This is a genomic window from Roseovarius sp. D0-M9, from assembly GCF_037083805.1.
GTDB lineage: Bacteria > Pseudomonadota > Alphaproteobacteria > Rhodobacterales > Rhodobacteraceae > Roseovarius.
In genome coordinates this window covers 1-26,187 of record NZ_JBAPKZ010000011.1, presented here as the reverse complement: position 1 = coordinate 26,187, position 26,187 = coordinate 1, and the positions used below count along the sequence as shown (strand labels likewise).

The following is a 26,187-nucleotide window of genomic DNA, read 5'->3' as shown; positions in this document are numbered from 1 at the left end:
ATGAAAATGATCTTGCGACAGCCCTTAGCAAAGGCGCGTGGCAAAGGGAATTGTGGTAGCGCTAGAGGGGCCCCTTTGGCTTGGCCTGGCGGTAGGTGCGGCGCGCGATACGCTGCTCACGGATGAGGGTGTAAAGGCCCGAGGCGATGATGATCGCGGCCCCTATGAGCGTCCAGAGGTCGGGCCGCTCGCCCAGCAGGGTCATGCCAAGGATCAGCGCAAAGAGCAGGCGTGCATAGCGAAAGGGCGTCACGGCGGCAATTTCGCCAACGCGCATCGCACCAACGATGAAGTAATAGCCCATGACGCCAAAGACCATCGCGCCGAAGAGATAAGCCCATGCAATCGGCTCGGGCATCGCGGCCTGGCCATGGAACATCAGCAGGACCGCGCCGGTGGGCACCATCGTGCCGAACGCATAGCACGACAGCTGCATCGACGAGACCGATGTCGGTATGGCGCGGGTCGCCAGATCGCGGATCGCAAGGCCGCCAACGGCCACCACCGCAAAGATCGAGGACATGTCGAAGGCCTCAAAGCCGGGCCGCACGATCATCAGAACGCCCAAGAGACCCACCAGAATGGCCGACCAGCGCCGCCAGCCCACCTGCGCCCCCATGAAGAGCGCAGCGCCCAGCGTGACAGCCAGCGGCGTCGCCTGCAAGATCGCCGATACTGTCGACAGGTCCGCGAGGGCCAGTGCTGTGACATAGCTGACCGCCGCGATGATCTCGCCCAGATTGCGCAGCATGACCGAGCGCGTCAGCAGGACGGGGCTGATCAAGCGTGTGCCTTGCGCGCGGGTCGCCACGGCAAAGACCGCGCAGCCCGCAGCCCCCAGCATCATCAGGATCTGGCCGACGGGCAGATCCTGCGACAGAAGTTTGACAAAGAGATCTTCGGCGGCAAAGCCGGCCATCGCCAGCACCATCAGGAGACTGCCGCGCAGATTATCCATTGTCGTGTCCTTTCAAAGGGCGTGTCAGGCGCGCAGGCGCACCCAGACGGGAACGTGATCCGACGGCTTTTCGCGCGCGCGGATTTCGCGGTCGATCTGGCAGTCCTCAAGCAGGTCGGCGCAGGCGGGGCTCAGCAGGAAGTGGTCGATGCGAATCCCGTCATCGCGGTTCCAAGCCCCTGCCTGATAATCCCAAAAGCTGTAATGACCGGGGCCGGACGTGCGCGCGCGAAAAGCTTCGGTAAAGCCAAGGTTCATCAGGCGGCGAAAAGCGGCGCGTGTCTCAGGGAGGGCCAGTGCATCCTTTTGCCATGCTTCCGGGCGCTTGGCATCCTCGTCCTGGGGGATGACGTTATAATCTCCGGCCATCAGAAATGGCTCTTCCAGTGCCAGCAGCTCCTGGGCGCGGGCCTGCATCCGTTCCATCCAGGCGAGTTTGTAGTCGTATTTCAGCCCCGGCGCGGGGTTGCCGTTGGGCAGGTAGAGACCGCAGACCCGGATGGCGGTTTCACCGATCACGGTGGCCTCGATCCAGCGTGCCTGTTCGTCGCCGTCGTCGCCGGGCAGGCCGCATATCACGTCCTCCAGCGGCAGTTTTGACAAGATGGCCACCCCGTTGAAGCCCTTTTGACCATGTGTTTCGACGCTATAGCCACGATCCTCGAAAATCGCGCGCGGGAATGCCTCGTCGACCGACTTGATCTCTTGCAGCAGGACGACGTCGGCCTCCGCCTCGTCCAGCCAGTCGGGCAGGGCGTTGATGCGGGCCTTGATGCCGTTGATGTTGAATGTGGCGATCTTCATGGGGCGGTCCTTCGCGGAGGGCGGGCAGGGTGCAGGCCCCACCTATCGCGCAGCCGCGCGCCGGGGGCAAGGGACGGGGGTGCCAAGGCCGGTGCGGCAGCGTAGGGCGGCAGGGTCGCAAGGCGGGTGCGCAAGCGCTGCCCGCAGCGGATGCAGTGACGTCCAAGGGCGCCGGCGCGATGGCGAATCACTAGCGTGCCGATGGGGTGGATGGCCCCAAGTTTGCCGCCAATCCGAGGCGCCACACCCATAGGTTGCGCGCGAAAGTGATCAAAACAGGCGCTGGAAAGACCTCAAAACACCCCAAAAAATTCCCTGTGGATAAGTTTTTTGCACCTCTGGATTCTTTCAAGATTCCGCGCGTCTTAGTCGATGTTCTTGATTTCGCTGGGCAGTGATCAACTCGCCTTTAGGTTGAATTTTTGCTTGGCAGGATCGGATCAAGCTGCAAGCCTTTGGGGGTCTGCAACAACAATCTGGGGATTACGAAAATGACTGCACAACGCAAAGTTGAAACCGCCTTCGCCGCTCTGACCACTCGCACACACAGCCTGCATGATGGCGCGGCCACCGAGATGTTCACCTCGTCCATGTCCCCCGCAGCCCGCAGTGACGCCGCCGCTGGCGATGCGACCGAGATGTTCACGTCCTCCATGGCGCCCAGCGTGACCGCAGATGCGACCGCCGGCGACAATGTGCAGATGTTCACCTCATCCATGGCACCCGTCGCGGCAGGCGAAGCCACCGGCGCCTTCACCTCGTCAATGGCACCCGTGCGCGCCGCACGCGAGGGTGATGCAGTCGAGATGTTCACCTCGAGCATGTAAGCCACCACCCGAACGGGGCGATCGGCCCGGACTTTTGCGAAATGGAGATCACGATATGACCACCATCGTCCAACTCGACGTCCCGTTCCGGCAGCATAGCAAGGCTGCCCGCCAGGCGGCCTTGCTCAAGACCTTTGCGCAGACCCGCCGCACCCAAGAGGATGTCTTCTGGCTCAAGGAAAACGCCGAGATGTTGAACATTCTCGAATGCACCGGGGCCGAGATCGCACCGGGCGCGCTGGCGCCTTTCCAAGACTTTTATGATGGCATAGAAGAGCGGATGGAGTTTTTTCCGCAGTATTATCGCTTCTTGCTGTCGCTCTGCCTCGATCTGGAGGATCTGGGCATGGAAGGTGACAAGGGCGCAGCCCTGTCACGCTGGGTCGCCCACCAGGGACTCGCCGATGCCGAACTGTCCGATTTGCAGCGCGCCGAGGCACGGCGTCTTTGCGCACGGCGCGGCGTCGATCCGCTGCCCCGCGATGCCGAATTGCACCACCGGCTGCGCGGTTTTGCCGCCCGCTCGCAGACATTCGCCATGCCCAACAAGAAGGCAGCGTATGAGCTGACGCACATCGTCTTTTACCTTTCGGAATATGGTCGCGTCGATCCACATCTGGACGAGGGCGCGCGCCGCAGCCTGATGTTTGCGGGCACGCTGGCGTTTCTCGATTTCAACGCCGATCTGCTGGCCGAAATCTGCCTTGCCCTGCGCTTTGCGGGAATGGATGCGCCCGAAGTGTGGGAAATCTGGCTGACGCAGCAGATCCGCACTTTTGCGCTCGAATGCGGCGAGGGGTTGCAGGACGACTATCACGAATACCTGATGCTCAACTGGTTCATGACCCGCGCAGGGCAGGGCGGCTTTGGCGATCATGTGCCCGAAGGGCGGGTGACCTTTGCACGTCAACGGCCCGGCTCGGCGCCGCTGCGCGAGCTGTCGCAGTGCATTTACATGATGGGGCGCGGCCGGTCGTCCGATTGGGAGGTCATGCGCGGCGAAGTCGCGGCGCAGGTCTCGCATGAGGCGCAGGCGGCGCTGATCGCGGCAGAGGCGTCGACCGATCAGTTCGGCGCGTTCTTCGAGGGGTTTGCGCGTGTCGGTCTGCGCGGTGGCCCCGCGCTGGGGGCCGTGCTGTGAGCGCCGCGCGCACCGCTGGCGCGGTCATTGCTGCAGGGGTCGGTCTGACAGTGCTCTACACCGCCCTGATCTCAAGCGCGGATGCCATTACCAAGATGTTCGCCGCCAATTATGCCGCGCCGCAGCTCTTTGTGCTGTCGGGCGGCATCGTCGCGCTCTTGGCCGTCGTGGTGAACCGCGCGGGCCCCGCCCGGCGCGGTGTCGGCACGGCATGTCCGCGCGCGATGGCGGTGCGATCTGCCGCGACAGTTCTGGGGGCGGGTGCGTTTTTCTATGCGTTTCGCCTCTTGCCCTTTGCCGAGGTATTTCTCTTCATCGCGATGATCCCGCTCTTTACCGCACTGCTGTCGGGTCCAATTCTGGGCGAGGCGGTTCGCCCTCAGGCCTGGGGCGCGGTGGTGCTGGGCATGATCGGGCTCCTTTGCCTTGCGCCGAACGGGTTTCATGGCTTTGGCGCGGGTCATGCTGTGGCGCTGGCCGCCGTCCTTCTGGGGACGGTTTCGATGATGGCCTCGCGCTATATCGGGTTGCGTGATGGCAACCTCTTGGCGCAGGTTTTCTGGCCAAATCTCGCGCTCGCGCTCGTCAGCGCCTGCGCGCTTCCCTTCGTTTGGGCGCCGATGGCGCTGGTGGATCTGGGCTGGGCTGCAATCTATGCGGGGTTGCTCTTCGGCGCGCGCTGGGTGCTCGTCGCCGCGTTCAGGATGCTGCCCTGCTATGTGATCACACCCCTCATGAACCTTCAGTTCCTCTGGATGGTCGTGATCGGTGCGGCAGTCTTTGGTGAGGTGCCGGGCGCGGCGCTCTACCTCGGCGCGGCGCTTGTGATCACAGCGGGCGCGTGGCTGATCTACGATCAAGCCTATCCGGGCGGGGTAGCGCGCAAGGTTGTCCCGGCAGAGTGATGCCGAGACAGCTGATGTGACGCATAAGCCGCGCCGCCTAATGCACTGTTTTTACATTGCAAAAGAGGTTCCGCATCCGCAACTGCTGCTGGCGTTCGGGTTGTCGATGACAAAACGCGCGCCAATCAGCTCTTCGCTGAAGTCGATGACCGCGCCCGTCAGGAATGGCAATGAGACCGCATCGACGACCACTTTCTGGCCCTGTCCTTCCAGCACCAGATCATCGTCGGTGGGCGTGTCCAGCTTGATCTCATACTGAAAGCCCGAGCATCCGCCGCCCTCGACAGCGATGCGCAGGGCCTGGCCCTGATTGCCCGCGCCGATTTCATTCAGGCGCTCGAATGCGCGCGGGGTCACTTTGGGGGGCAGATTCATGGGGCCTCCAATATCTTATGGGGTGCGGCGGATTTTGAGCAGTTTTACTGCCCTCTTGTTTGCAATATATGGGGTCCGGCACGACCCGGCAAGGAGGCCGTCCATATGACAGCGCGCATCGCCGCCCATCCGGGCCAATCCCGCGGGCGTCTCGCCCCCGAGGAGGAAAGCGCACATCGCTCCTGCTTTCAGCGTGATCGTGACAGGATCATCCATTCCAGCGCCTTTCGCAGACTCAAGCACAAGACCCAGGTCTTTGTCGCGCATGAGGGGGATTATTTTCGCACCCGGCTGTCCCATTCCATCGAGGTCGCGCAGGTGGCCCGCACCATCGCCGGCGCGCTTGGCCTCAACGGCGAACTGACCGAGGCGGTGGCATTGGCGCATGATCTGGGCCACACGCCCTTCGGGCACACCGGCGAGGACGCGCTCCATAGGCTGATGGCGCCCTATGGCGGATTTGACCACAACGCGCAGGCGATCCGCATCGTCACGCGGATGGAGCGACATTATGCCGAATTCGACGGGCTGAACCTGACGTGGGAGACGCTGGAGGGGCTGGCCAAACATAACGGGCCAGTGCGCACAGCAGCAAGCGGCGACGATCTGCCCTATGCGCTGGCCGAGTACGATGCCTGCCATGATCTTGAGCTGCATACCCACGCCAGCGCCGAGGCGCAGGTGGCGGCGCTTGCTGACGATATCGCCTATAACAATCACGATCTGCACGACGGCCTGCGCGCGGGCCTTTTCACCGAAGAAGAAGTGGCCGAGCTGCCGATTCTGAGCGAATGCTACGGCGAGGTCGACCGGCTTTATCCGGGTCTCGACCCTTACAGACGCCGCCACGAGGCGCTGCGCCGGGTCTTTGGCGTGATGGTAGGCGATGTTATTGATACTTCGCGCACCATCATCGCCGAAGCAGGCCTAGGAAGCAGCGCCGACGTGCGCCACTTGGGCCGCCCCGTGATCCAGTTCTCGCAGACGCTGTGGCGTGATCTGCAAGGGGTGCGCAAGTTCCTATTCACGCGCATGTACCGCGCCCCGATGGTGATGGTTCAAAGAGCGCAGGCAACCAATGTCGTGGACGGATTGTTCCCATTCTACATGTCTGCCCCGGAACATTTGCCGCGCCGTTGGCAGGCCGATGTCGAGGCGGCCGATACGACCACCGCGCTGGCCCGGTTGGTCAGTGATTACATAGCGGGGATGACAGACCGATACGCGCTGGCACAACACGCCAAGCACCTCGGCGGTCCTGGTGGCGCGGGCTCCTGGCCCAGTCATGCGCCGGATCCACAGTCAGGAGAGAAGACGCATGGCAGTTGAAAGTGCGGGCGCGATGAGCCCGGTCATGGCCTTTGCATTGGTGGGGGCCATCGGCGTCGGGTCGCAGTGGCTCGCGTGGAAGCTGCGCCTTCCGGCCATTGTCCTCATGCTGGTGGCCGGTCTTGCCATCGGGCCGGGCCTCGGCCTCTTTAACCCCGAACGCGATATTGGCCCGCTGATGGGGCCAATGATCTCGATTGCGGTTGCCATCATCCTCTTCGAGGGAGGCATGACGCTCAACATGCACTCACTGCGCGAGGCGGCGGTAGGTGTGCGGCGCCTGATCTTGATCGGTGCGCCGGTAGGTTGGGCAGGATCGGCGCTCGCACTGCATTACGTTGCAGGGCTCAGCTGGGCCAGTGCAGCCGTTTTCGGCGGCATCATGATTGTCACCGGCCCCACCGTGATCGCGCCTTTGCTGCGCACGGCCCGGCTCAGCAAGCGGCCTGCGCAACTCCTTCAGTGGGAGGCGATTGTCAACGACCCCATCGGCGCTCTGGCGGCGGTTTTTGCCTTCGAGGTCGTGCTGGTCGTCTATGCCACCGAGACCTTCGGTGCCGCGATGTGGGACATGGGCATCGGCATCGCGGTGGCGACGGTGCTGGGCATCGCCGCGGGCTGGTTCCTGTCCGAGGCGTTTCGCCGAGGCCGGGTGCCGGAATTCATGAAGGTGCCAGTCCTTTTTGCCTCGCTTCTGCTGGTCTTTGCCCTGTCGGACGGCCTGTTGCATGAAAGCGGACTTCTGGCGGTCACGATCATGGGCTTTTACATCGCCAATGCGGGCCTTCCCAGCTATGCCGAGCTGCGCCGTTTCAAGGAACATGCGACTGTCCTTCTGGTTTCGGGTGTTTTCGTTCTTCTTGCTGCGTCGATGAACATCGAGCGGCTCAGCCTCTTGGGGTGGCCTGCGGTCGTCTTTGTGCTGGTCGTGATCCTTGTCGTGCGGCCTGTGACTGTCATGGCCTCGCTTGCCTTCAGCAATGTGCCGATGCGCGAGCGCGTGCTTGTCGCCCTCACAGGGCCGCGCGGCGTGGTGCTGGTTGCCGTGGCGGGCCTCTTTTCCGAGCGGTTGGTCAGCGCAGGTATCGAGGATGCCGAAATTCTGACGCCTCTTGCCTTTGCGCTGGTCGCAGCGACGGTGGTTCTGCATGGCTTCACGATGCAACCGCTGGGGCGCATTCTGGGGCTGGCCAGTGCGCATGTGCCGGGCGTGATCTTCGTGGGCGGGTCGCAGTTTTCCACGGCCTTCGCCGCCGCGCTTCAAAAAGAAGAGATCCCGGTGCTGATCGCCGACGCCAACCGTGCCCGCCTGCGCAGCGCACGCGAGGCCGGGTTGCCTATCTACATGGGCGACATCCTTTCGGACGGGGCCGAGCACCGTGTCGAGTTCATCAGCTTTGGCCGTGTGATCACCACATCGGACAACGACGCCTACAACACGCTGGTCGCGACCGACCTTGCGCCTGAATTCGGCCGCGAAAACGTGTTTCAACTCAAACGTGCCAAGCAGGAATATACGCGCCACGCCCTTCCGGCGACGCTGGGCGGGCGCGGCATAGCCGATGGGCTGCGTTATCTCGAACTGGCCAGGTGCATGCAGGAGGGATGGGAAGTCCGCGCCACCAATCTCACCAAGGAATACGGGCTGGAGGCTTGGCGCGAGGATAATCCCACGTCCATTCCGCTGGCCGAGGTGACGCCGGGCCGCGCGCTGCGCATCGTGGACGTGGATGCCGAGATGAAGGCCGGACCGGGCATGCGTCTGATGGCCCTGTCGCCACCCCGCGAGCGCGCCGAGGAGGGCGATGTGGATGAGGCTGAAGCCAAGTCGGCAGCCAAAGGCGAGAGTAGGGACAGCGGCGAAGGCAAGAGCACAGGCAAAGGCCCGGGTGCGTCCGGCGATTGACGCGCGCCTCATCGGTGCTAAGACGGTGCGGAATTCAAGGAATGATGCAATGAACCTCTTCACCGATATCCGCGCCGCCGTTCTGGACGCGCTTGGCGCGCTCGAAACCGCTGGCACGCTGCCGGCCGACCTTGATCTGTCGAACGTCACTGTCGAGCCACCGCGCGACCCGCTGCATGGCGATATGGCCACCAATGCCGCGATGGTGCTGGCGAAACCTGCCGGGCTGAAGCCGCGCGACATCGCCGATGTGCTGGCCACAGAGCTGGCCCGCGACGCGCGGATCGAAAGCGCCGAGGTTGCGGGGCCGGGCTTCATCAACCTGCGCCTTGCGCCCGACTGCTGGCGCGGTGTGCTGCGCGCCGTATTGAAGACAGGTGACGATTTCGGGCGCTCGGTCATGGGGCAGGGCGTGCGGGTGAACGTCGAATATGTCAGCGCCAATCCCACGGGCCCCTTGCACGTCGGCCACACGCGCGGCGCGGTTTTCGGCGACGCACTGGCGAGCCTTCTTGATTTCAACGGCTATGAGGTCACGCGCGAGTACTACATCAACGATGGCGGCGGTCAGGTCGATACGCTGGCGCGGTCCGTCTACCTGCGCTATCTGGAGGCGCATGGGCGCGCCGTCGATTTCCCCGATGGCACCTATCCCGGCGACTACCTGATCGAGACGGGCGAGGCGCTCAAAGCGAAGGTTGGTGATGCCTGGGTCGATCAACCCGAAGAAGTCTGGCTGACCGATCTGCGCTCGTTTGCGACGGATGCCATGCTGGAGCTGATCCGCGCCGATTTGAAGTCGCTCGGCGTCGAGATGGACAAGTTCTCCTCCGAAAAATCCTTCTACGGCACGGGGCTGATTGAAAAGGCGATTGCGTCGCTGGACGACAAGGGCCTCATCTACGAGGGTGTGCTCGAGCCGCCCAAGGGCAAGATGCCCGAGGATTGGGAGCCGCGCGAGCAGACGCTTTTCCGCTCGACCGCGCATGGCGACGACGTGGACCGCCCTGTCAGGAAGTCGGACGGCGCCTGGACGTATTTTGCCCCCGACATCGCCTATCACTATGACAAGGTCACACGCGGCTTCGACATGCTGATCGACGTCTTTGGCGCCGACCATGGCGGCTACGTCAAACGGATGAAGGCGGCGGTTTCGGCTCTTTCGGATGGCAAGGTGCCTCTGGACATCAAGCTGACGCAGCTGGTCAAGCTTTACAAGAACGGCGAGCCCTTCAAGATGTCAAAGCGGGCCGGCACCTTTGTCACCCTGCGCGATGTGGTCGATCTGGTGGGCGCGGATGTGACCCGCTTTGTCATGCTGACGCGCAAGAACGATGCGCCGCTCGATTTCGACTTCGACAAGGTGCTGGAGCAATCCAAGGACAATCCGGTCTTTTACGTGCAATACGCCCACGCGCGCGTCCGATCGGTCCTGCGCAAGGCGGATGCAGCCGGGATCGACGTGTCGGACGCCGCATTGAACGGTGCGGATCTGGACCTGATCGCGCATGAGGCCGAACTGGCGTTGGCGCGCAAGATCGCCGAATGGCCGCGCCTCATTGAGATCGCGGGCCGCACCGGCGAGCCGCACCGCGTCGCCTTTTATCTCTACGATCTGGCCTCCGAATTGCACGCCTTGTGGAATCGCGGCCATGACGTGCCCGAGTTGCGATTCATCCAGGAGGGCGATCCGGACACGTCCCGCGCTAAAATTGCACTCGCAAAGGCCGCAAGCGTTGTTATTTCTGCGGGTTTGGGTATCTTGGGGGTCACTCCGGCTGAAGAGATGCGGTAACAACCGCGCGTCGCCGGGGGCAATGAGGCAGATTTCACACCCCCGGCAGGCCATGGCCCGCCGGAGTGCAAGAGGCGAGACATGGCAGATCATCATGCACCAGAGGCCCCTCGGGGCCACGCGAGCGAGCAGGCCAGCAGCGCCTACTCGGATGCGCAGACCGCCCCCCGATGGGAGGAGACGCGCCCGGCCAGCCCGCTGAGCCGCGTCACCTATGCGCTGGGGTCGCTTGTGTCGGTGGGGCTGGTCATCGGTTTGGGCGTCTGGGGCTATCAACTTCTTGTGCGCGATGTCAGCGGCGTGCCGGTCGTGCGCGCCGCGACGGGCCCCATGCGGGTCCAACCCGAGGATCCGGGCGGGCGACAGGCGCAGAACCAGGGCCTTTCGGTCAACGCGATTGCCGCCGTCGGCAGCGCAGGCGCCGCCCCGGACGAGCTGATCCTTGCGCCTGCGGCGCTGGACCTCAGCGAGGATGATGCCCCTACGCAGCAGGCTCAGAAGGCGCCGCCGAAGCCCGCCCCCGAGACCACTGCGCCGGAGGATGCGCCCGAGAATACCGATGATGACGCCCCTGAAACCGCCGGGGCGACCGCCCCAGAGACCACGCAGACTGCCGAGGCACCTGCGCCGGAGAGCAACGGCAACGATACGATGCTCGCCCTTGCCGAGGCCATCAGCGCTGGAATCAAACCCTTGGAGCCGCTGGACGATGACACTGCGCCCGCCGAGGGAACGACCGCTCAGGAGAGCGTCCAAGAGGCGTCAAGCACTGCCAACGCCTCGCTGCGCCCCAAGGCGCGTCCGGCAGGGCTGAGCAACATCCGCCAGACGGCGGCGACCGCACCCGACGCGGGCGCGCGCGATGTCGACCCCGACAGCATTGCCGTCGGCACGCGCCTTGCGCAACTGGGCGCGTTTTCCAGCGAAGAGATCGCCCGCGAGGAGTGGAGCAAGCTTGGCGCCCGCTTTGAGGAGTATCTGGCCGGCAAGGATCGCGTCATCCAGCGCGCGACCAGTGGCGGGCGCACCTTTTACCGCCTGCGGGCGCTGGGGTTTGAGGATCTGGCGGATGCGCGGCGCTTCTGTTCGGCGCTTGTAGCCGAAAAAGCGGAATGTATTCCCGTCGTTACGCGGTAATCCTCATCTAGCGGAGCAGGGTATGACCCATTTTGGTGCGACCATCCTCGATGCCACCGGCACGCGGCTGAGCCGGGACGAAAAACGACTGTTTGCCGAGGCGAACCCGTTTGGCTTCATCCTGTTCAAGCGCAATATCGACACGCCCGATCAGATCCGCGCGCTTTGCGATGATATGCGCGACGCCGTGGGCCGCAATGCCCCGATCACCATAGATCAGGAGGGCGGGCGCGTGCAGCGTCTGCGCGCGCCCCTCTGGCGCGACTGGCCCGCGCCGCTCCCTCATGTCGAGGCCGCAGGCGCGCAGGCGGGCGAGGCCATGTATCTGCGCTACCGCCTCATCGCGCATGAGCTTCACGCGCTTGGCATCGACAGCAATTGCGCGCCCCTCGTTGACGTTGCGGGGCCTCAGACGCACGAATTCCTGCGCGATCGCTGCTATGGCACGGACCCCGCCCAAGTGGCCGATCTGGGCCGCGCCGTGGCCGAGGGGCTGCTGGATGGCGGCGTTCTGCCGGTGCTAAAGCATATCCCCGGCCACGGGCGCGCGCAGGCTGACAGCCATCTTGACTCGCCGGTGGTGCAAGAGGACCTGCGGACGCTCACCCAGTCCGATTTTGCGCCGTTCAAGGCGCTCAACGATTTGCCGATGGGGATGACGGCACATCTGGTCTATGCGGCCATCGACGATCTGCCTGCGACGATCTCGCCGCGGATGATGCAGATCATTCGAGAGGATATCGGCTTTGGCGGCCTCATCATGACCGACGACATTTCGATGAAGGCGCTCAGCGGCAGCCTGACGGACATCACGCGGGCGTCGCTTGAGGCAGGCTGCGATATCGCGCTGCTCTGCAATGCCTCATTGGAGGATCGCCGGGCCGTGGCCGAGGTGGCCGGACAGCTGGACGCGGCGGGTCAGGCCCGCGCCGAGGCGGCCTTGGCCGCGCGCCGGACGCCCACGGAGGTTGACATTTCCGCGCTGGAGGCAAAGCTATCCGCCATGAGCGGCGGCATTGCATATGGCGGATGATGATTGGGACGATCGGCGCGCGGATGCGGCCGAGCGGCAGGCCGCCGAGGCGCTGATCGTCGATGTCGACGGCTTTGAAGGGCCGCTTGACCTGCTCTTGACGCTCAGCCGCACGCAAAAGGTCGATCTGCGGCGTATCTCCGTGCTTCAGCTTGCCCGGCAATACCTTGAGTTCGTTGAAAAGGCGCGGCAACTTCGGCTTGAGTTGGCGGCTGATTACCTTGTCATGGCAGCCTGGCTCGCCTTTCTGAAATCGCGCCTCCTTCTGCCGCCCGACCCCGAAGAAGAGGGCCCCTCGGGCGAGGATCTGGCCGCGCATCTGGCGTTTCAGCTTGAGCGGCTTCAGGCCATGCGCGATGTGGCCGCCCGCCTTATGGCGCGTGGCCAGTTGGGGCGTGATTTCTTTGCGCGCGGCGCGCCCGAGACCGTCACGCGAAAGCGGCGCGTTACCTATACCGCAACGCTGCTGGATCTGATGCAGGGCTATGCGCGCACGCGCACGCGCGACGAATTTCGCCCCTATGCAATGGACCGCGAGGCGATCTTCTCGCTTGAACAAGCGCTTGACCGGATGCGCGGGCTGATCGGCTTTGGTGGGGATTGGACGGATATTTCGACCTATCTGCCGGAGGGGTTCGGCACCGATCCGGCGCGCCGCCGCTCGGCCATGGCGTCTACATTTGCCGCCTCTCTCGAGTTGGCCAAGGAGGGGCGGCTCGAGCTGCGACAGGGCGAGATATTCGGGCCGATAGAGCTGCGCAAGAGGGGTGAAGACCGTGGCTGAAGATATTGAAAATACATCCGAAAGCCTTTTTTCCGCGCCGCCCATGGCCGAGCAGGAGCGCATGGTCGAGGCGGTCCTCTTTGCCGCGACCGACCCCATCGGGGTGCGCGATCTGGAGGCGCGTCTGCCGCATGGGTGCGACCCCGCCGAGGCATTGGTCCACCTGCGCAAGCGCTATGAGGGGCGCGGTGTCGAGCTGTGCCGCGTTGGTGATGGCTATGTCATGCGCACCGCAGGCGATCTTGGATTCTTGATGCAGCGCGAGACGGTCGAAACCCGCAAGCTGAGCCGGGCCGCGATCGAAACGCTTGCGATCATCGCCTATCATCAGCCCGTCACCCGGGCCGAAATTGAGGAAATTCGCGGTGTTGCCGTCAGCCGGGGCACGGTGGATCAATTGCTGGAGCTGGAGTGGATCCGCTTTGGCCGCCGCCGCATGACACCGGGCAGGCCCGTGACATTCGTTGTGACGGACGTGTTTCTGGGCCATTTCGGGCTGGAAAGCGCCCGCGATTTGCCGGGTTTGAAAGAGTTGCGTGCGGCAGGGTTGCTCGACAGCCGCCTGCCGCCTACGTCGATGCCGGGCGCATCATCGGAGGACGATGAGGACGAATTGCCGCTTGAGAATGGCGACCAAAGCGAACTTTTCGAGGAGTAGGCATAATTTGCCCTGAAATCTCCATGTTTTCCTGTTACACAGACATTGAGCAGGCCAGCAGGAGGGCGCAATGAACGCCAATCATCTGATTAACATGGCGATGCGCATGATCATGCGCCGCCTCATGCGCTCTGGCATGAATGCCGGCATGGGTGCCGTGGGCAAACATATGTCCAAGGGCAAGGAGCCGGGGACCGCGCCTGACACCAAGCAGACACAAAAGCGCGCGCGCAGCACTATGAAGATCGCGCGCCGCATGGGGCGGATGTAACCCACTCCACGCGTTAGCTTTGGCTTATACTGCCTTGAAGTGCTTGGATAACTTGAGGCCCTGACCCTGATAGTTCGAGCTGAGCCCGGCGCCATAGAGCGTGGTGGGTTCTTCGCTCATGCGCTCGTAGATCAGCCGTCCAACGATCTGACCATGTTCCAGCACGAATGGCGCCTCGTGGCAGCGCACTTCGAGCACACCGCGAGAGCCGGTGCCACCCGCCGCGCCGTGGCCAAAACCGGGGTCGAAAAAACCTGCGTAATGCACCCTGAATTCGCCTACCATGGCAAGATAGGGGGCCATTTCAGCGGCGTAGCCGGGCGGGATGTGCACCGCTTCGCGGCTGACGAGGATATAGAACGCGCCGGGATCAAGGATGATCTGGCCGCGATCGGTATGCACCTCTTCCCAGAACTCCGCCGGGGCGTAATGGCCGATGTTATCAAGGTCGATCACGCCTGTATGCGGCTTGGCCCGGTAGCCAACCAGCGTGCCGCTGGCTGGACGCAGATCCACCGAAAATCCGAGGCCATCGTCGATCACGGGGGCGCAGTCCACCAGCGTGTCAGAGGCGTGGAGCGCGGCCAACTCCGCATCGCAAAGCGCCGCGCCGCCGCCACTGAACCTGATCTGGTTCAGCCGCATACCGGGCCGCACCAATACGGAAAAGGAGCGGGGGCAGATCTCGGCATAGAGCGGCCCGTGATAGCCCGGCGGAACGCGGTCAAATTCGGCGCCGCCATCGGTGATCGCGCGGGTCAGCAGATCGAGGCGCCCGGTTGAGGATTTGGCGTTTGCAGTGGCTTGAACACCCTCTGGAAGGGCAAGCGATTCCATGAGGGGCACGACATAGACGCACCCCTTTTCCAGCACGGCGCCGTCGCTCAGGTCAATGCGGTGCATTTCGAATTCGGCCAGCCGGTCCACGACGCGGCGCCCCTGACCTGCGAGGAACGAGGCGCGCACCCGGTAGGCCACATGGTCGAGGCGAAGATCGAGACTGGCGGGCTGGATCTGCTCGGCGCGCACGGGCGGATCGGCCGCGATGGCGCCCTCTGCGATCAGACCTTCGAGTTGCTGGCTGGAGAGAACCCCGGTCATTGCTGCGCCCCTATCAAACTTGCACTGGTTTACCCGCCTTGGTGGCCGGGTTCAACTGTTTGGAAAAGAGGATCTGGCAGGCTGTCCAAAGGATGCTGGGAGGGGTGGTAATGGTCGGGCTAGCAGGACTCGAACCTGCGACCTTCCGTCCCCCAGACGGACGCGCTACCAGGCTGCGCCATAGCCCGACTATGCGGCTTTCATACTTGTTTTGACGGCGGCGACAAGGGGTAATTCCGACTTTTCGCACCTGAGGTCAGGATGATTTGCGCGGCTCGCCCATACGCTGCCGCAGATCGGCAAGGCGCGCGGCGATTTCGGCATATTTTGCCGCGTCCTGCGGGCTGGGCTGGTCAATCCGGGCCAGGGCCTTCAGGACAGAGGGTGGCGCTGGCGCCGTGTCCGGCGGATCGTCCGGCGTATCGATCACGATGGGTTTGCCGGCTTCGGTCCCGCCCGTCTCGGCACTTTCCAAGCGCTCAAGGGAGGGCGCTGGGGCTGCCGGATCCGAGCGCGGCGCCTCGTCTTCGGGCGTCACGTCTTCAGGTGCAACCTCCTCGGCCTTGACGTCCTTTGGTGCGGCGTCTTTTGCGGCGATTTCCCGCGGTGCGCCATCCTCCGGGGCCGCATCCTCGGGCGACGCGTCTTGGGCTTTTGCCTCATCATCGGCAGGCGCCTGCACGATTGGGGACTCTGTGTCCGATTTCTTCGCCTCTGCCGGGGCCTGGTTGCCGCCCGGCTCGGATTGCACGGCCTCGACAGGTGCCGCCTCGACCGGCGGGGGGCCCTCCGCGCCGTCCTTGGCCACTTTCGGGATGTTCGGCGTTTGCTCGGTCGTCTCGGCCTCGCGCGCGACGCTGTCGGATGCGGGGGCAGGCGGCGTGGCAGGGTCTGGTGCGGCAGTCTCTGAGGCGGCGGTGTCTTCGTCCTTGCCTGAGCGTTCAGGCGCAGCGCTCCGGTCAAAGCTGACCACCTGACCGCGCGGCTCTTCCTCGGCCTCGGGCACATTCAGCGCAATATCTGCGACAGCAGCCTCCAGATCGGCGTCGAGGGGAGGCGACATGGCGGCGACATGGCGCACACCCTGTTCGCGCATCACTTTTTGCACGCCCTTGATCGTCATGCCCTCATCATGCAGCAGTTTGCGGATCCCACCCAAGAGTTGCATGTCGGCAGGGCGGTAATAGCGCCGCCCGCCCGCGCGCTTGACCGGCTTTACCTGGGTGAACTTGCTCTCCCAGAAGCGCAGGACGTGGGCAGGGATGCCCAGCCAGTCTGCGACTTCGCTGATGGTGCGAAAGGCGTCCGCGGATTTGGGCATGGTCAGCGCTTGTTACCGGCCGCAACACGATCCTTCATCAGATGCGAGGGACGAAAGCTGAGGACGCGGCGGGGATTGATGGGCACCTCTTCGCCGGTCTTGGGGTTGCGGCCCACTCGCGCCGATTTCTCGCGCACCGAAAATGTGCCGAACGAGGAGATCTTGACCTGCTCGCCGCGGACCAATGCATCAGACATATGCTCGAGCACAGCTTCGACCAATTGGGATGAATCATTGCGTGACAGACCCACTTCGCGAAAAATCGCTTCGCTTAAATCCATACGCGTCAAAGTCTTGTCACTCATTGCCATCCCCCGATTGCTTTGGGATGACAATAGTGGCTTCGGAATTTGCGAGTCAATTACAATGGCTTGGCACGGGCTGTTTAAGCGGAATTTGGGCACGCCAAGGCGCGTTACCAGCGCAGAACCACGGCACCCCAAGCCAAACCACCGCCAATCGCCTCGCTGAGAATCAGATCGCCCTGCTTGATCCGGCCATCCGCGGCGCCCACCGAAAGCGCGAGGGGAATCGAGGCGGCCGATGTATTGCCATGATCCTGAACGGTCTGAATCACGCGCTCCATCGGGACACCCATTTTTTTCGCGGTGCCCTGAATGATGCGGATGTTCGCCTGATGAGGCACGATCCAGTCCACATCGCCCGGCGCGATGCCCGTCTTGCTCAGCGCCGCCTCGGCTGTCGAGGTCAGCTTGTCCACCGCCTGTCGAAAGAGCGGATTTCCTTGCATCCGCAGCTTGCCCGCGGTGCCCGTGGTCGAGACGCCGCCATCGACATAGAGCATGTCACGATAACGCCCGTCGGAATTGAGGTCGGTCGACAGGATGCCCCGATCTTGCGACGTGCCTGCGCCATCACCCGCCTCGAGAATCATCGCGCCTGCGCCGTCGCCGAAGAGGACACATGTGCTGCGGTCGGTCCAGTCCATGATGCGGCTGAACGTTTCGGCACCGATGATCATCAGGCGCTCGGCATGGCCCGAGACGATCATCGCATTGGCATTGCACAGCGCATAGATGAAGCCCGCGCAGACCGCTTGGACATCAAAGGCAAACCCGCGTGTCATGCCAAGCTCGGCCTGCACCATCGTGCCGACCGAAGGAAACGTGAGGTCGGGCGTCGAGGTGGCAACGATGATGCCGTCCAGGTCGTCGACCGAGATCCCGGCATTTTCAAGCGCGGCGCGCGCGGCGCGCACGGCCAAGTCGGATGTGGTCTGGCCGTCGGCGGCAAAGTGGCGCCGCTCGATCCCCGACCGGGTGCGGATCCATTCGTCCGTCGTGTCGACCAAAGCCTCGAAATGGCTGTTTGGAACGATGCGATCAGGCAAGTAATGCCCGATACCAACTGGGATGGCGCGGCGGATCATTTGTTTGGCTCGCTGGTGTCGGTCGTGCTGTCGGGGCCGTCATCCTGCGCGGGCAGGGTGGCCGATGCAACGCGCACAGCCAATTTTTCGGAAAACCCGGTCTGCGCCAACTCAAAGGCCAGCTTGACCGCAGCGGATACGCCCGTGGCATCAGCTGCGCCATGAGATTTCACCACGGTGCCATTCAGCCCGAGGAACACGCCTCCATTGACGCGTCGCGGATCGACCCGCTTTTTCAGCCGTCGCAAAGACGGATAGGCCAGAACCGAGGCGATACGCGAGAAGATCGAATATTTGAACGCCTCGCGCAACTCGTCAGCGATCAACGTTGCCGTCCCTTCGCCAGTTTTCAACGCGACGTTGCCGGTGAAGCCATCGGTCACGATCACGTCGCAGGTATTTCCGGGCAGGTCGCGACCCTCGACAAAGCCGACGAAATCGAAATCTGCGCCGCGCGCATGGGCCGTGATTAGATCATGGGCCTCGCGTAGCTCCGCACGGCCCTTGTGCTCTTCGGTGCCGACGTTCAGCAGGCCGATGCGCGGGCGTGCCACGCCAAGGCCGCTGTGCGCATAAGAAGCGCCCATGAGCGCATATTGCATCAGATCCTTGGCATCGGCGCTGATATCCGCGCCGCCATCCATCAAGAGGTTGAAGCCCTGCGGATTGCGCGAGGGCCACATCACGGCGATGGCAGGGCGATAGATGCCGGGCAGGCGGCGCAGGCGCAGGACCGACATCAGCATCAGCGCGCCGGTGTTGCCGCAGCTGACGCAAACGGTTGCCTCGCCCGCGCGCACCGATTCCAGCGCCGACCACATCGAGGTGTCCTTGCCGTGGCGCGCAACGTGACCGGGCTTGTCATTCATCGTGACCACCGCCTGTGCGTCACGCAGCGCGCAGCACTCCGCCAGCCCCGCGTGCTTTGCTAGCAGCGGTTCAAGCTCGGCGGCGGGGCCGTGCAGGATGAAGGCTATGTCGGAGTTCTTGCGCGCGCTGGCGGCAATGCCAGCAACGACTGTCGCAGGGCCCAGATCGCCGCCCATGGCGTCGACCGAGATGACGATTTTATCTTTGAAGCTGCCCGGCAAGCTGGCCACGCGGCGCTTCGGATGATCGCCCGGCTCAACCTGGCTATCGCCCGTCGCGACTTGCGATGGATCTTGTGACGGGCCAGCCGTGCCGGCCTGCGCCGGTGATGTGTCTGGACGCACGGTCATGCGGGCGGTCCGTCCTCAATAATTGGCATTCGCGGCAGGCAGGGCGTCGACGTGCAACCTGGCGCCGCGCGGCTCTGGCCCCAAGTAGAATGGGCCCAATTCACTTGGGCCCAGATCCCGGAGCCAAAGCGTTTCAGGCCGCGTCTTCGTCCAGATCGATTTCGTCCGCCATGGCGACGATCTCGCGATCTGCATAGTGGCCGCACGCCGAGCAGACGTGATGCGGGCGCTTCAGCTCGCCGCAGTTGGGGCATTCATTGGGGTTTGCACCGCTGAGGGCGTCGTGCGCGCGACGATTGTTGCGGCGCGATTTCGATACTTTGTTCTGCTGGACGGCCATGTCGCGATCCCGATTCCTATGGGCCGCATTGGCCCTGTTTCCATGAGGTTGTGCGGCACATAGTCCGCCTTGGGGCGCCGGTTCAACCCCCAAATCCTGTGAGATCGCGAAAATACAGCGAATTGCAGCGCCCGCAAGCGATTTCTCGCGTCATCGCGGGCGATGCGGGTCTATTCGTCGTCCTTCATCTGGTCGCGCAAGGCGGCAAGGCCCGCAAAGGGCTTGATCGCGTCGTCGTCCAGCGGCGCTTGGCCGGGCGGTGCGGCGATGGCCCCCGCAGGCCCGCTGCCATCCTTTCGCGGGTAATCGGGCAGCGCCAGTGCCAGCGCCTCGATCAGGATGCGGGCAAGGTCGATCACTTCGCCAAGAGGCTCCTTGGTATCGTCCTCGGGCATCTCGACGCCGTCTTCCGGGGTAGGCTCCAATTCGGCGGCGCGGGGCATGTCGGCGAGAAACCGGCGCTGAACCGCGTTGTCGATTCGGGTCGTCACCGGCTCCAGAGTGACGACGCACTCCTGACTGGCGGTCGCCCCCAGTTGCGCGCTCAGCTGCCAGTCACGGCGCCCTGACGGCGCCAGCGTGCCGCGAAAGGCCACCTTGCGCAGCCCCAGAACGCCAAGTTCCTCAGCCATCTGACCACGCATTTGCGCATCGGGCACGATATCGAAATTCAGCGTCGTGCCCTTGGGCAGTTCGGCCACGCGCAGCGCGGCGGGGTCTGTCAGCAGCTTTGCCATGACGCGAAACGCTTCCTTTCTTGAATCTTCGGTATGTAGTGTTGTAAGCGGGATAAAAGGCCCGGCGGGCCGGGATGCAAGAGGGCAGTCATGTTCGGGACCCATTTTTCGCTGAAAGCCGGCATACGGGTATTGGGGCTGGCCTCATTCATGGCCGTGGCGGGATGCAGCGCAACTTACCAAAATCACGGCTATGTGCCACCCGATGAGGATCTGATGCAAGTCGCACCGGGTGTCGACACCCGTTCGACCGTCGATGATGTGATCGGTGCGCCCTCCGCGTCGGGCGTTCTGTCGGGGGGCGATTACTATTACGTACGCAGCCGGGTGAAGCATTATGGCATGTTCCGCCCCGAAGTGATCGAGCGTCAGGTTCTCGCAATCAGCTTTGACCAGCAAGATGTCGTCGCGAACATCGAGCGCTTCGATCTGAGCGATGGCAACGTCGTGCCGCTCTCGCGCCGGGTCACGGATTCGACCGTTCAGGGACAAGGTTTCTTGCAACAGATGCTGGGCAATATCGGCAATATCAACCCGGCCGATTTCTTTTAGGGATACGCGCATGACACCAAATCCGCAGCATCGGCGCTTCGTGGCGCGCGAAGCTGCGGGGCAGGTGGACATTGCGGCGGCGCAGGCCTTGCGCGCTGCTGCCTTCGGGCTGACGCAGCCGGACGTCGACAGCTTCGATGCCATCTGCACTCATATCGTGATCGAGGACCGCCGCGAGAGGCGGCTGGCCGGATGCTTTCGCCTGATGCCGCTGGCAGACGGGGAGAGCATCGGCACCAGCTATTCGGCGCAGGTCTATGACCTTGGCGCGCTCAGCACATATCCCGGCCCCGTGACCGAGCTGGGGCGGTTCTGCATCCACCCTTCGTCCCGCGACCCTGATATTCTGCGCGCCGCGTGGGGCGCGATCGCCGCGCATGTAGACGCCTGCGACGTGCAACTCCTCTTTGGCTGCGCATCCTTTCGCGGCGCGGATCCCGCGCCTTATGCGCCCGCCTTCGCGGCGCTTGCCGAGCGGCATCTGGCGCCGCCCGAATGGGCACCGCGCCAGCGCGGGCCGGACGCTGTTATGCTTGCCGATGCGCCCAAGGCGGATGCGTGCCCTGCGCTATTGCCGCCGCTGCTGCGCAGTTATCTGGGGATGGGCGGCTGGGTCAGTGACCACGCAGTGATCGACCCTGCGATGAACACGATCCACGTTTTTACCGCGCTCGAGATCGCCAAAATTCCCGAGGCCCGCAAGGCGCGTCTGCGCGCCGCGCAAGCGGGCGCTTGACGGCAGCCGCGCGGCACGGTAGCGGGCGCCATGGCAGCACGTCCCCCCCTTTTGCAACTCAGCGACATCTCTCTCACTTTCGGGGGGGATCCGGTCTTTGACGATCTGTCCCTCGTGGTGCAACCGGGCGACCGGGTCGCGCTGGTCGGGCGCAACGGGTCCGGCAAATCCACGCTGATGAAGGTGATGGCGGGCCTTGTCGAGGCCGATGCAGGCACGCGCGTTATCGCGCCCGCAGCCTCGGTCGGCTACATGGAGCAGGATCCCGACATGGCCGGATTCGCCACCTTGGGCGATTTTGCGGCCAGTCAGCTTGACCCGGCCGAAACCTACCGTGTCGAGATGGCGGGCGAGGGCCTCAAGTTCGATCCCGCCCGTCCCGTCGAGACCGCCTCGGGCGGCGAGCGGCGACGCGCCGCGCTGGCCAAGCTGATGGCCGAGGCGCCCGAGCTGATGCTGCTGGACGAGCCGACCAACCACCTCGACATCGAGGCGATTGCCTGGCTGGAAAATACTTTGAAAGAGACGCGAACCGGTTTCGTGCTGATCAGCCACGACCGCGCATTCCTGCGGGAGCTTACCCGCGCAACCCTCTGGATTGACCGGGGAATGGTGCGGCGGCAGGAAAAGGGCTTTACCCATTTCGAGGAATGGCGCGACAAGGTCTGGGAGGACGAAGACCAGTCCCGTCACAAGCTGAATCGCAAGATCAAGGCCGAGGCCCGCTGGGCCGTCGAGGGCATCAGCGCGCGGCGCAAGCGCAATCAGGGCCGCGTGCGCGCCCTTCAGGATCTGCGCGCCGAGCGGTCAAGCCAGATCAAGCGTCAGGGCGCTGCGGCAATGGCGCTGGAGGCTGGTCCGAAATCGGGCAAGAAGGTGATCGAGGCCGAGGGCATTTCAAAGGCCTACGACGGCAAGGTCATCCTGAGCGACTTTTCCCTTCGGGTTCTGCGCGGCGACCGGATCGCATTGGTGGGCCCCAATGGCGTCGGCAAGACAACGCTGCTGAACATGCTTTTGGGGACAGAGGCGCCCGATAGCGGCACCGTCAGTCTGGGGACAAACCTGATGCCCGCCGTCTTCGATCAGGCGCGCGCGCAGCTCGACCCGGACATGAGCCTTTGGGATTCGCTGACAGGCGATCCGGACATGCGCGTTTCAGGCAAGGCCGATCAGATTCTGGTGCGGGGGTCGCCGCGCCACGTCATCGGATACCTCAAGGAGTTCCTCTTTGACGAATCGCAGGCCCGCGCGCCCGTCCGCTCGCTTTCGGGCGGGGAAAAGGCGCGGCTTTTGCTGGCCAAGCTGATGGCGCGCGAATCCAACCTTCTGGTGCTCGACGAGCCGACGAACGATCTGGATATCGAGACGCTGGACCTGCTTCAGGAGTTGCTGGACGATTACGACGGCACGATCATCCTGGTCAGCCACGACCGCGATTTTCTGGACCGCATCGCGACCACCACCATCGCGATGGAAGGCGATGGGCGCGCTACGGCCTATGCCGGCGGATGGACGGACTACCGCTCGCAGCGCCAGTCGCGCGAAGGAGAGGCTGCCGCCCCGAGCACCAAGCCGTCATCGAAATCCAAGCCAAGCGCACCGGCGCCAAAAGACGACGCCTCCAAGCTGAGCTTTACCGAGAAACACCGTCTTTCGGAGCTTCCCGATGTGATCGCCCGCCTTGAGGCCGAGATCGGCAAGCTGGAGGGACTCATGGCCGACCCCGAGCTTTTCACGCGCGAGCCGGTCAAGTTTCGCAAGGCGACCGAGGCGCTGACCGCCCGGCAGCAGGCACTTGCTGCGGCCGAAGAAGAATGGCTGGCGCTGGAGGAAAAAGCGGGCTGACGCGCCTTGTCGCGCGTTAGCTGGACCGAAGCCGCGCGCCGAACGCCGTGAGCGCGGCAACCGTGATCAGGATGCGCAGGATGTGGTGCATCGTCACGAAGGCCGGGTTGGCCGACATGCTGAGCGCGATCAGCCCCATTTCCGTCACGCCGCCGGGCGCAAAGCTGAGCAAAAGCGTATCGAATGCCTGGCCCAGCATGGGCCGCAGCATAAGCGCGATGAGGGACGCGAGCGCCAACATCCCGCCGACGGAGACCAGCGACAGCGCCGCGCCGCGCAAGATCAGGCCGGGACCGATCCCGGCAAAGCGCGTGCCGAGCGCGCAGCCGATGACCACCTGCGCGAGGTTCACCAGCCAGGGCGGCACGTCGAGATGCACCAGTCCCGCGAGGTTCAGCGCCGCCGCCACCATCAGCGGCCCGGTCAGCTGCGCGGCGGGCAGGCGCACCGCCCGGCCGAGGAACCAGCCTGCAAATCCGGCCAGCGCCAGCCAGGGCAGCGCGCTCCACGGGACGGGGCCATGCGCCATTGAGGCGCCCGCCGCGCTGCCGACGGGCGCGCCCAGATATAGCGACATGCCGATAGGCAGCACGGTGATCACGACGATGATGCGCAGGAATTGCTGAGTCATGAGGCGCTGCAGATCCGCGCCCGCCGCCTCGCCAAGCGCCATGCTTTCGTAGACGCCGCCGGGCGCGGCCGCGAAAAATGCCGTGGGGCGGTCAAAACCCCCGATGCGGCGAAACAGCAGGTAGTTTCCGGCCAGCGCGATCACCACGAAGGCCGTCAACGCTCCGACGCTCAGCATCAGGCGCGGCGCGCTATCAAAAAGTCCCGGCCCCACCTGCGCGCCGATCATCAAGCCAATGATGGCGATGAATCCCTGCCGGAGCGGCTGCGGAAATGTGTATGCGTCGGAAAGCACCATTCGCGCTGGCGTGCTGACAAGCAACCCCACGGCGATCAACGGGCCAAGCATGAAGGGCAGGGGGATCGACACCGCGCGCGCGGCAAAGGCCGCGATAGCGCCAAAGGCCAAGATTGCAATCGTCGTGGAAAGGCGTGCGCGCCGGGTCATAACGATCGCTGCATGGGTCGCGCCTGCGCATCATCTCAAATCTGGAGCGGGTAACGGGAGCCACCCACTGCTTTCATCGCCGTAAGTCGCCTTAATAGCAAGCCTTTTTTATCAATATATTGCATGTTTTTCTTGTTCACGACCTTTCAAAACCTTACGTTGCAGAACATAGATAAGGGCAGATTGAAGGGCGGTATCATTATGCCACCACGTGCGAAAGAACTAACACCGACACAGATCAAGGGCTTGAAGCATCCGGGCGGGGAAAAGCCCGTCAAGGTGGCAGTGGGCGGCGTTTCTGGGCTTTATGTCCAGATATGGCCGAGCGGTGCGAAGTCGTGGGTTCTGCGAACGCGCTACGGCGATTGGCAAGAAACCCTATTGAAGGATGGCACGATACAGCGCGGGCGTAAGAAACGCGAAATTGGGCTGGGGGCTTATCCTGATGTTCTGCCCGGTGCAGCGCGTGACAGGGCAAGAGAAGCCAAGGACATGCTGTTGCGAGGCGTTGACCCCATAGCGGAGCGCAAGGCCACACAGGCGGCGCTCATAGCGGCTGCACGACGCGGTATGACCTTCAAAGAGGCTTGGGAGAAATTCGCAGCTGAGAAGGTCAAGGAATTCTCGACCGAACGCTATCGAAAACAATGGCGGGCCACGGTGGAAGCCTACGCTTTGCCCGAACTTGGCAAGATGGCGGTGCAGGACATCGACTTGCAGGACGTGCTGCGCGTTCTGCGGCCTATCTGGGATGGCAAGACGGTAACGGCGGTGAAGGTGCGAGAGCGCGTCGAAAAGGTTCTGGCATGGGCCACGGTGCAGGGCTACCGCAAGGGCGACAACCCAGCGCGCTGGCGTGGCAATCTCGACATGGTGTTGCCTGCACCGTCCAAGGTTGCCGGGGCTGAGAACTACCCCGCATTGCAACTTGATGATGTAGGGCGCTGGTGGCAGGCGCTACAGGCGCGCGATGGCATGGGGGCGAAGGCGCTAGCGTTCCAAGCGATGACCGCGACACGATCCGGCGCAATCCGCTTTGCCACGTGGTCCGAGATAGACCTTGCCACCCGGCTTTGGACAATCCAGCCGGGGCGGCAATCCTCAAAGATTACGGCAAGCGATACCGCAAAGCGTATTCCGTTGACCGATGGCATGGTGGCGTTGCTGGAAAGCCTGCCAAGGTTGGAAGGTTGCGACCTAGTGTTCTGGGCACCGCGCGGCGGTGCACTTTCTGACGCGACAATGGGAAAGACAATGCGCGTGATACATGAAGCCAATCTGAAATCAGGCGGGAAGGGCTTCACAGACGCCAAGACGGGCGATCAAGCCGTGCCGCATGGACTTCGATCATCTTTCCGCACTTGGGTTGCCGAGCGCACAACGTTTGATGGCGACTTGGCCGAGGTCGCCTTGTTTCACAGAGTGGGCAGCAAGGTAGCGCAAGCCTACAACCGCGCCGATCAAGTCGAAAAACGGCGGCACATGATGGCCGCTTGGGGCGACTTTCTGGCCGGTGCAGAACCTGCTGACAACGTGGTGCGGATGGCGGGGGCTGGGCAGTGAAATCAGTCTTTTCGTCAAAGCCAACAAGCCACCTTTTTAGCAACATGCTTGTAAGGGCAGGACATGCTTTTGTTGCTGCTGAGGGGAAAGACCCAACAGAAGCTGGGGCGGAGTTGGCCGATTACATTCGTAAAGGCGACCTTGACCAAAACGAATTGGACCTGATTGCAGAGCTTGTCACAGGATACTGGAGGCGTGAGCAAAACGGCGCACCTCACATATCAGCAAGCAAAAAAGAGTTAATCGTCAAAGAGTATAAGGAGCGTTCGGCTAGGCTCTGGACCCATTGATTTCATTCTAGCGGCGTGATTCACCGTCCGAAAATGGAGCGGTGATATGTCTGATCTTTTCTGGCTGACAGATGCGCAAATGGCGCGT

The 26,187-nt window shown here is 63.4% G+C and carries 27 protein-coding genes and 1 tRNA gene; 16 read left to right on the top strand and 12 right to left on the bottom strand.

All coding sequences use genetic code 11. The features are described 5' to 3' along the window. Positions 1-61 precede the first annotated feature (61 nt). Together V8352_RS09185 and xth are read right to left on the bottom strand one after the other, a co-directional pair. Complete coding sequence (locus V8352_RS09185; protein WP_336423986.1) at positions 62-958, bottom strand: DMT family transporter; 897 nt, start codon at positions 956-958, stop codon at positions 62-64. 24 nt (positions 959-982) lie between these two features. Beyond that, complete coding sequence (gene xth, locus V8352_RS09180) at positions 983-1,762, bottom strand: exodeoxyribonuclease III (RefSeq protein ID WP_336423985.1); 780 nt, start codon at positions 1,760-1,762, stop codon at positions 983-985. 491 nt (positions 1,763-2,253) lie between these two features. Between xth and V8352_RS09175 the strand changes: the two genes are divergently transcribed. Genes V8352_RS09175 through V8352_RS09165 form a run of 3 tightly spaced genes read left to right on the top strand, consistent with a single transcriptional unit; the run spans position 2,254 to position 4,635 of the window. Next, the gene (locus V8352_RS09175; RefSeq protein WP_336423984.1) at positions 2,254-2,589 is read left to right on the top strand and encodes a hypothetical protein; all 336 of its coding nucleotides are present in this window, start codon (positions 2,254-2,256) and stop codon (positions 2,587-2,589) included. 55 nt (positions 2,590-2,644) lie between these two features. After that, positions 2,645-3,730 carry a DUF6902 family protein gene (locus tag V8352_RS09170; RefSeq protein WP_336423983.1) on the top strand — a complete coding sequence of 362 codons (1,086 nt, stop codon included), beginning with the start codon at positions 2,645-2,647 and terminating at the stop codon, positions 3,728-3,730. Then, on the top strand, positions 3,727-4,635 hold the full coding sequence (locus tag V8352_RS09165; protein WP_336423982.1) for a DMT family transporter: 909 nt from the start codon (positions 3,727-3,729) through the stop codon (positions 4,633-4,635). Before V8352_RS09170 ends, V8352_RS09165 begins: the two co-directional genes overlap by 4 nt. A gap of 51 nt (positions 4,636-4,686) precedes the next feature. Here the strand turns inward: V8352_RS09165 and V8352_RS09160 are convergent, their stop codons facing one another. After that, on the bottom strand, positions 4,687-5,010 hold the full coding sequence (locus V8352_RS09160; RefSeq protein ID WP_336423981.1) for a HesB/IscA family protein: 324 nt from the start codon (positions 5,008-5,010) through the stop codon (positions 4,687-4,689). 105 nt (positions 5,011-5,115) lie between these two features. Here V8352_RS09160 and V8352_RS09155 point away from each other — a divergent pair, with 105 nt between their 5' ends. The 8 genes from V8352_RS09155 (at position 5,116) to V8352_RS09120 (ending at position 13,923) form a co-directional block, all read left to right on the top strand. Further along, on the top strand, positions 5,116-6,339 hold the full coding sequence (locus V8352_RS09155; RefSeq protein ID WP_336423980.1) for a deoxyguanosinetriphosphate triphosphohydrolase: 1,224 nt from the start codon (positions 5,116-5,118) through the stop codon (positions 6,337-6,339). Then, positions 6,329-8,245: a cation:proton antiporter gene (locus V8352_RS09150; protein ID WP_336423979.1), complete on the top strand. Its 1,917-nt coding sequence runs from the start codon at positions 6,329-6,331 to the stop codon at positions 8,243-8,245. Before V8352_RS09155 ends, V8352_RS09150 begins: the two co-directional genes overlap by 11 nt. A gap of 49 nt (positions 8,246-8,294) precedes the next feature. Beyond that, positions 8,295-10,040 (top strand): arginine--tRNA ligase, encoded by a 1,746-nt coding sequence (gene argS / locus V8352_RS09145; RefSeq protein WP_336423978.1) that lies wholly within the window; start codon positions 8,295-8,297, stop codon positions 10,038-10,040. Positions 10,041-10,121: 81 nt separating this feature from the next. Next, the gene (locus V8352_RS09140; protein ID WP_336423977.1) at positions 10,122-11,177 is read left to right on the top strand and encodes an SPOR domain-containing protein; all 1,056 of its coding nucleotides are present in this window, start codon (positions 10,122-10,124) and stop codon (positions 11,175-11,177) included. 22 nt (positions 11,178-11,199) lie between these two features. Then, positions 11,200-12,210 carry a beta-N-acetylhexosaminidase gene (gene nagZ, locus V8352_RS09135; protein ID WP_336423976.1) on the top strand — a complete coding sequence of 337 codons (1,011 nt, stop codon included), beginning with the start codon at positions 11,200-11,202 and terminating at the stop codon, positions 12,208-12,210. Next, on the top strand, positions 12,200-12,994 hold the full coding sequence (locus V8352_RS09130; protein WP_336423975.1) for a segregation and condensation protein A: 795 nt from the start codon (positions 12,200-12,202) through the stop codon (positions 12,992-12,994). Before nagZ ends, V8352_RS09130 begins: the two co-directional genes overlap by 11 nt. Continuing rightward, on the top strand, positions 12,987-13,652 hold the full coding sequence (scpB, locus tag V8352_RS09125; RefSeq protein WP_336423974.1) for an SMC-Scp complex subunit ScpB: 666 nt from the start codon (positions 12,987-12,989) through the stop codon (positions 13,650-13,652). The genes V8352_RS09130 and scpB overlap by 8 nt, the downstream gene beginning before the upstream one ends. A gap of 70 nt (positions 13,653-13,722) precedes the next feature. Next, entirely contained in the window at positions 13,723-13,923 is a 201-nt protein-coding gene (locus V8352_RS09120) for a hypothetical protein (RefSeq protein ID WP_336423973.1), read from the top strand. Positions 13,924-13,947: 24 nt separating this feature from the next. On the opposite strand, the gene V8352_RS09115 is transcribed toward V8352_RS09120, so the two are convergent. From V8352_RS09115 to V8352_RS09080, 8 genes are all read right to left on the bottom strand, one after another. Next, positions 13,948-15,024, bottom strand: a complete 1,077-nt coding sequence (locus tag V8352_RS09115; RefSeq protein ID WP_336423972.1) for a 2'-deoxycytidine 5'-triphosphate deaminase — start codon at positions 15,022-15,024, stop codon at positions 13,948-13,950. A 111-nt stretch (positions 15,025-15,135) separates the two neighbouring features. Further along, positions 15,136-15,212: transfer RNA gene (locus V8352_RS09110), tRNA-Pro, on the bottom strand. A gap of 68 nt (positions 15,213-15,280) precedes the next feature. Next, positions 15,281-16,345, bottom strand: a complete 1,065-nt coding sequence (locus V8352_RS09105; RefSeq protein WP_336423971.1) for a MerR family transcriptional regulator — start codon at positions 16,343-16,345, stop codon at positions 15,281-15,283. A 2-nt stretch (positions 16,346-16,347) separates the two neighbouring features. Further along, complete coding sequence (gene ihfA, locus V8352_RS09100; RefSeq protein ID WP_336423970.1) at positions 16,348-16,650, bottom strand: integration host factor subunit alpha; 303 nt, start codon at positions 16,648-16,650, stop codon at positions 16,348-16,350. A 110-nt stretch (positions 16,651-16,760) separates the two neighbouring features. Further along, positions 16,761-17,735, bottom strand: coding sequence for a beta-ketoacyl-ACP synthase III (locus V8352_RS09095; protein WP_336423969.1), 975 nt, complete (start codon positions 17,733-17,735; stop codon positions 16,761-16,763). Further along, entirely contained in the window at positions 17,732-18,955 is a 1,224-nt protein-coding gene (gene plsX / locus V8352_RS09090; RefSeq protein WP_336423968.1) for a phosphate acyltransferase PlsX, read from the bottom strand. Before plsX ends, V8352_RS09095 begins: the two co-directional genes overlap by 4 nt. 133 nt (positions 18,956-19,088) lie before the next feature. Continuing rightward, a complete protein-coding gene (gene rpmF / locus V8352_RS09085; RefSeq protein ID WP_336423967.1) occupies positions 19,089-19,295 on the bottom strand; it encodes a 50S ribosomal protein L32 in 207 nt (68 codons plus the stop codon). Positions 19,296-19,465: 170 nt separating this feature from the next. Continuing rightward, a complete protein-coding gene (locus V8352_RS09080) occupies positions 19,466-20,032 on the bottom strand; it encodes a YceD family protein (protein ID WP_336423966.1) in 567 nt (188 codons plus the stop codon). Positions 20,033-20,122: 90 nt separating this feature from the next. Here V8352_RS09080 and V8352_RS09075 point away from each other — a divergent pair, with 90 nt between their 5' ends. From V8352_RS09075 to V8352_RS09065, 3 genes are read left to right on the top strand one after another with little or no spacing between them, the layout of a single operon-like run. Further along, complete coding sequence (locus V8352_RS09075) at positions 20,123-20,584, top strand: outer membrane protein assembly factor BamE (RefSeq protein ID WP_336423965.1); 462 nt, start codon at positions 20,123-20,125, stop codon at positions 20,582-20,584. A gap of 10 nt (positions 20,585-20,594) precedes the next feature. Continuing rightward, complete coding sequence (locus V8352_RS09070) at positions 20,595-21,320, top strand: GNAT family N-acetyltransferase (protein WP_336423964.1); 726 nt, start codon at positions 20,595-20,597, stop codon at positions 21,318-21,320. Positions 21,321-21,350: 30 nt separating this feature from the next. Continuing rightward, a complete protein-coding gene (locus V8352_RS09065; RefSeq protein WP_336423963.1) occupies positions 21,351-23,168 on the top strand; it encodes an ABC-F family ATP-binding cassette domain-containing protein in 1,818 nt (605 codons plus the stop codon). Positions 23,169-23,184: 16 nt separating this feature from the next. Here V8352_RS09065 and V8352_RS09060 read toward each other — a convergent pair whose 3' ends face one another. Further along, complete coding sequence (locus tag V8352_RS09060) at positions 23,185-24,246, bottom strand: AbrB family transcriptional regulator (protein ID WP_336423962.1); 1,062 nt, start codon at positions 24,244-24,246, stop codon at positions 23,185-23,187. Between the two features lie 201 nt (positions 24,247-24,447). Between V8352_RS09060 and V8352_RS09055 the strand changes: the two genes are divergently transcribed. Together V8352_RS09055 and V8352_RS09050 are read left to right on the top strand one after the other, a co-directional pair. Further along, positions 24,448-25,809 carry a tyrosine-type recombinase/integrase gene (locus V8352_RS09055; protein WP_336423961.1) on the top strand — a complete coding sequence of 454 codons (1,362 nt, stop codon included), beginning with the start codon at positions 24,448-24,450 and terminating at the stop codon, positions 25,807-25,809. Then, a complete protein-coding gene (locus V8352_RS09050; protein WP_336423960.1) occupies positions 25,806-26,099 on the top strand; it encodes a hypothetical protein in 294 nt (97 codons plus the stop codon). The genes V8352_RS09055 and V8352_RS09050 overlap by 4 nt, the downstream gene beginning before the upstream one ends. The last annotated feature ends 88 nt before the right edge of the window (positions 26,100-26,187 follow it).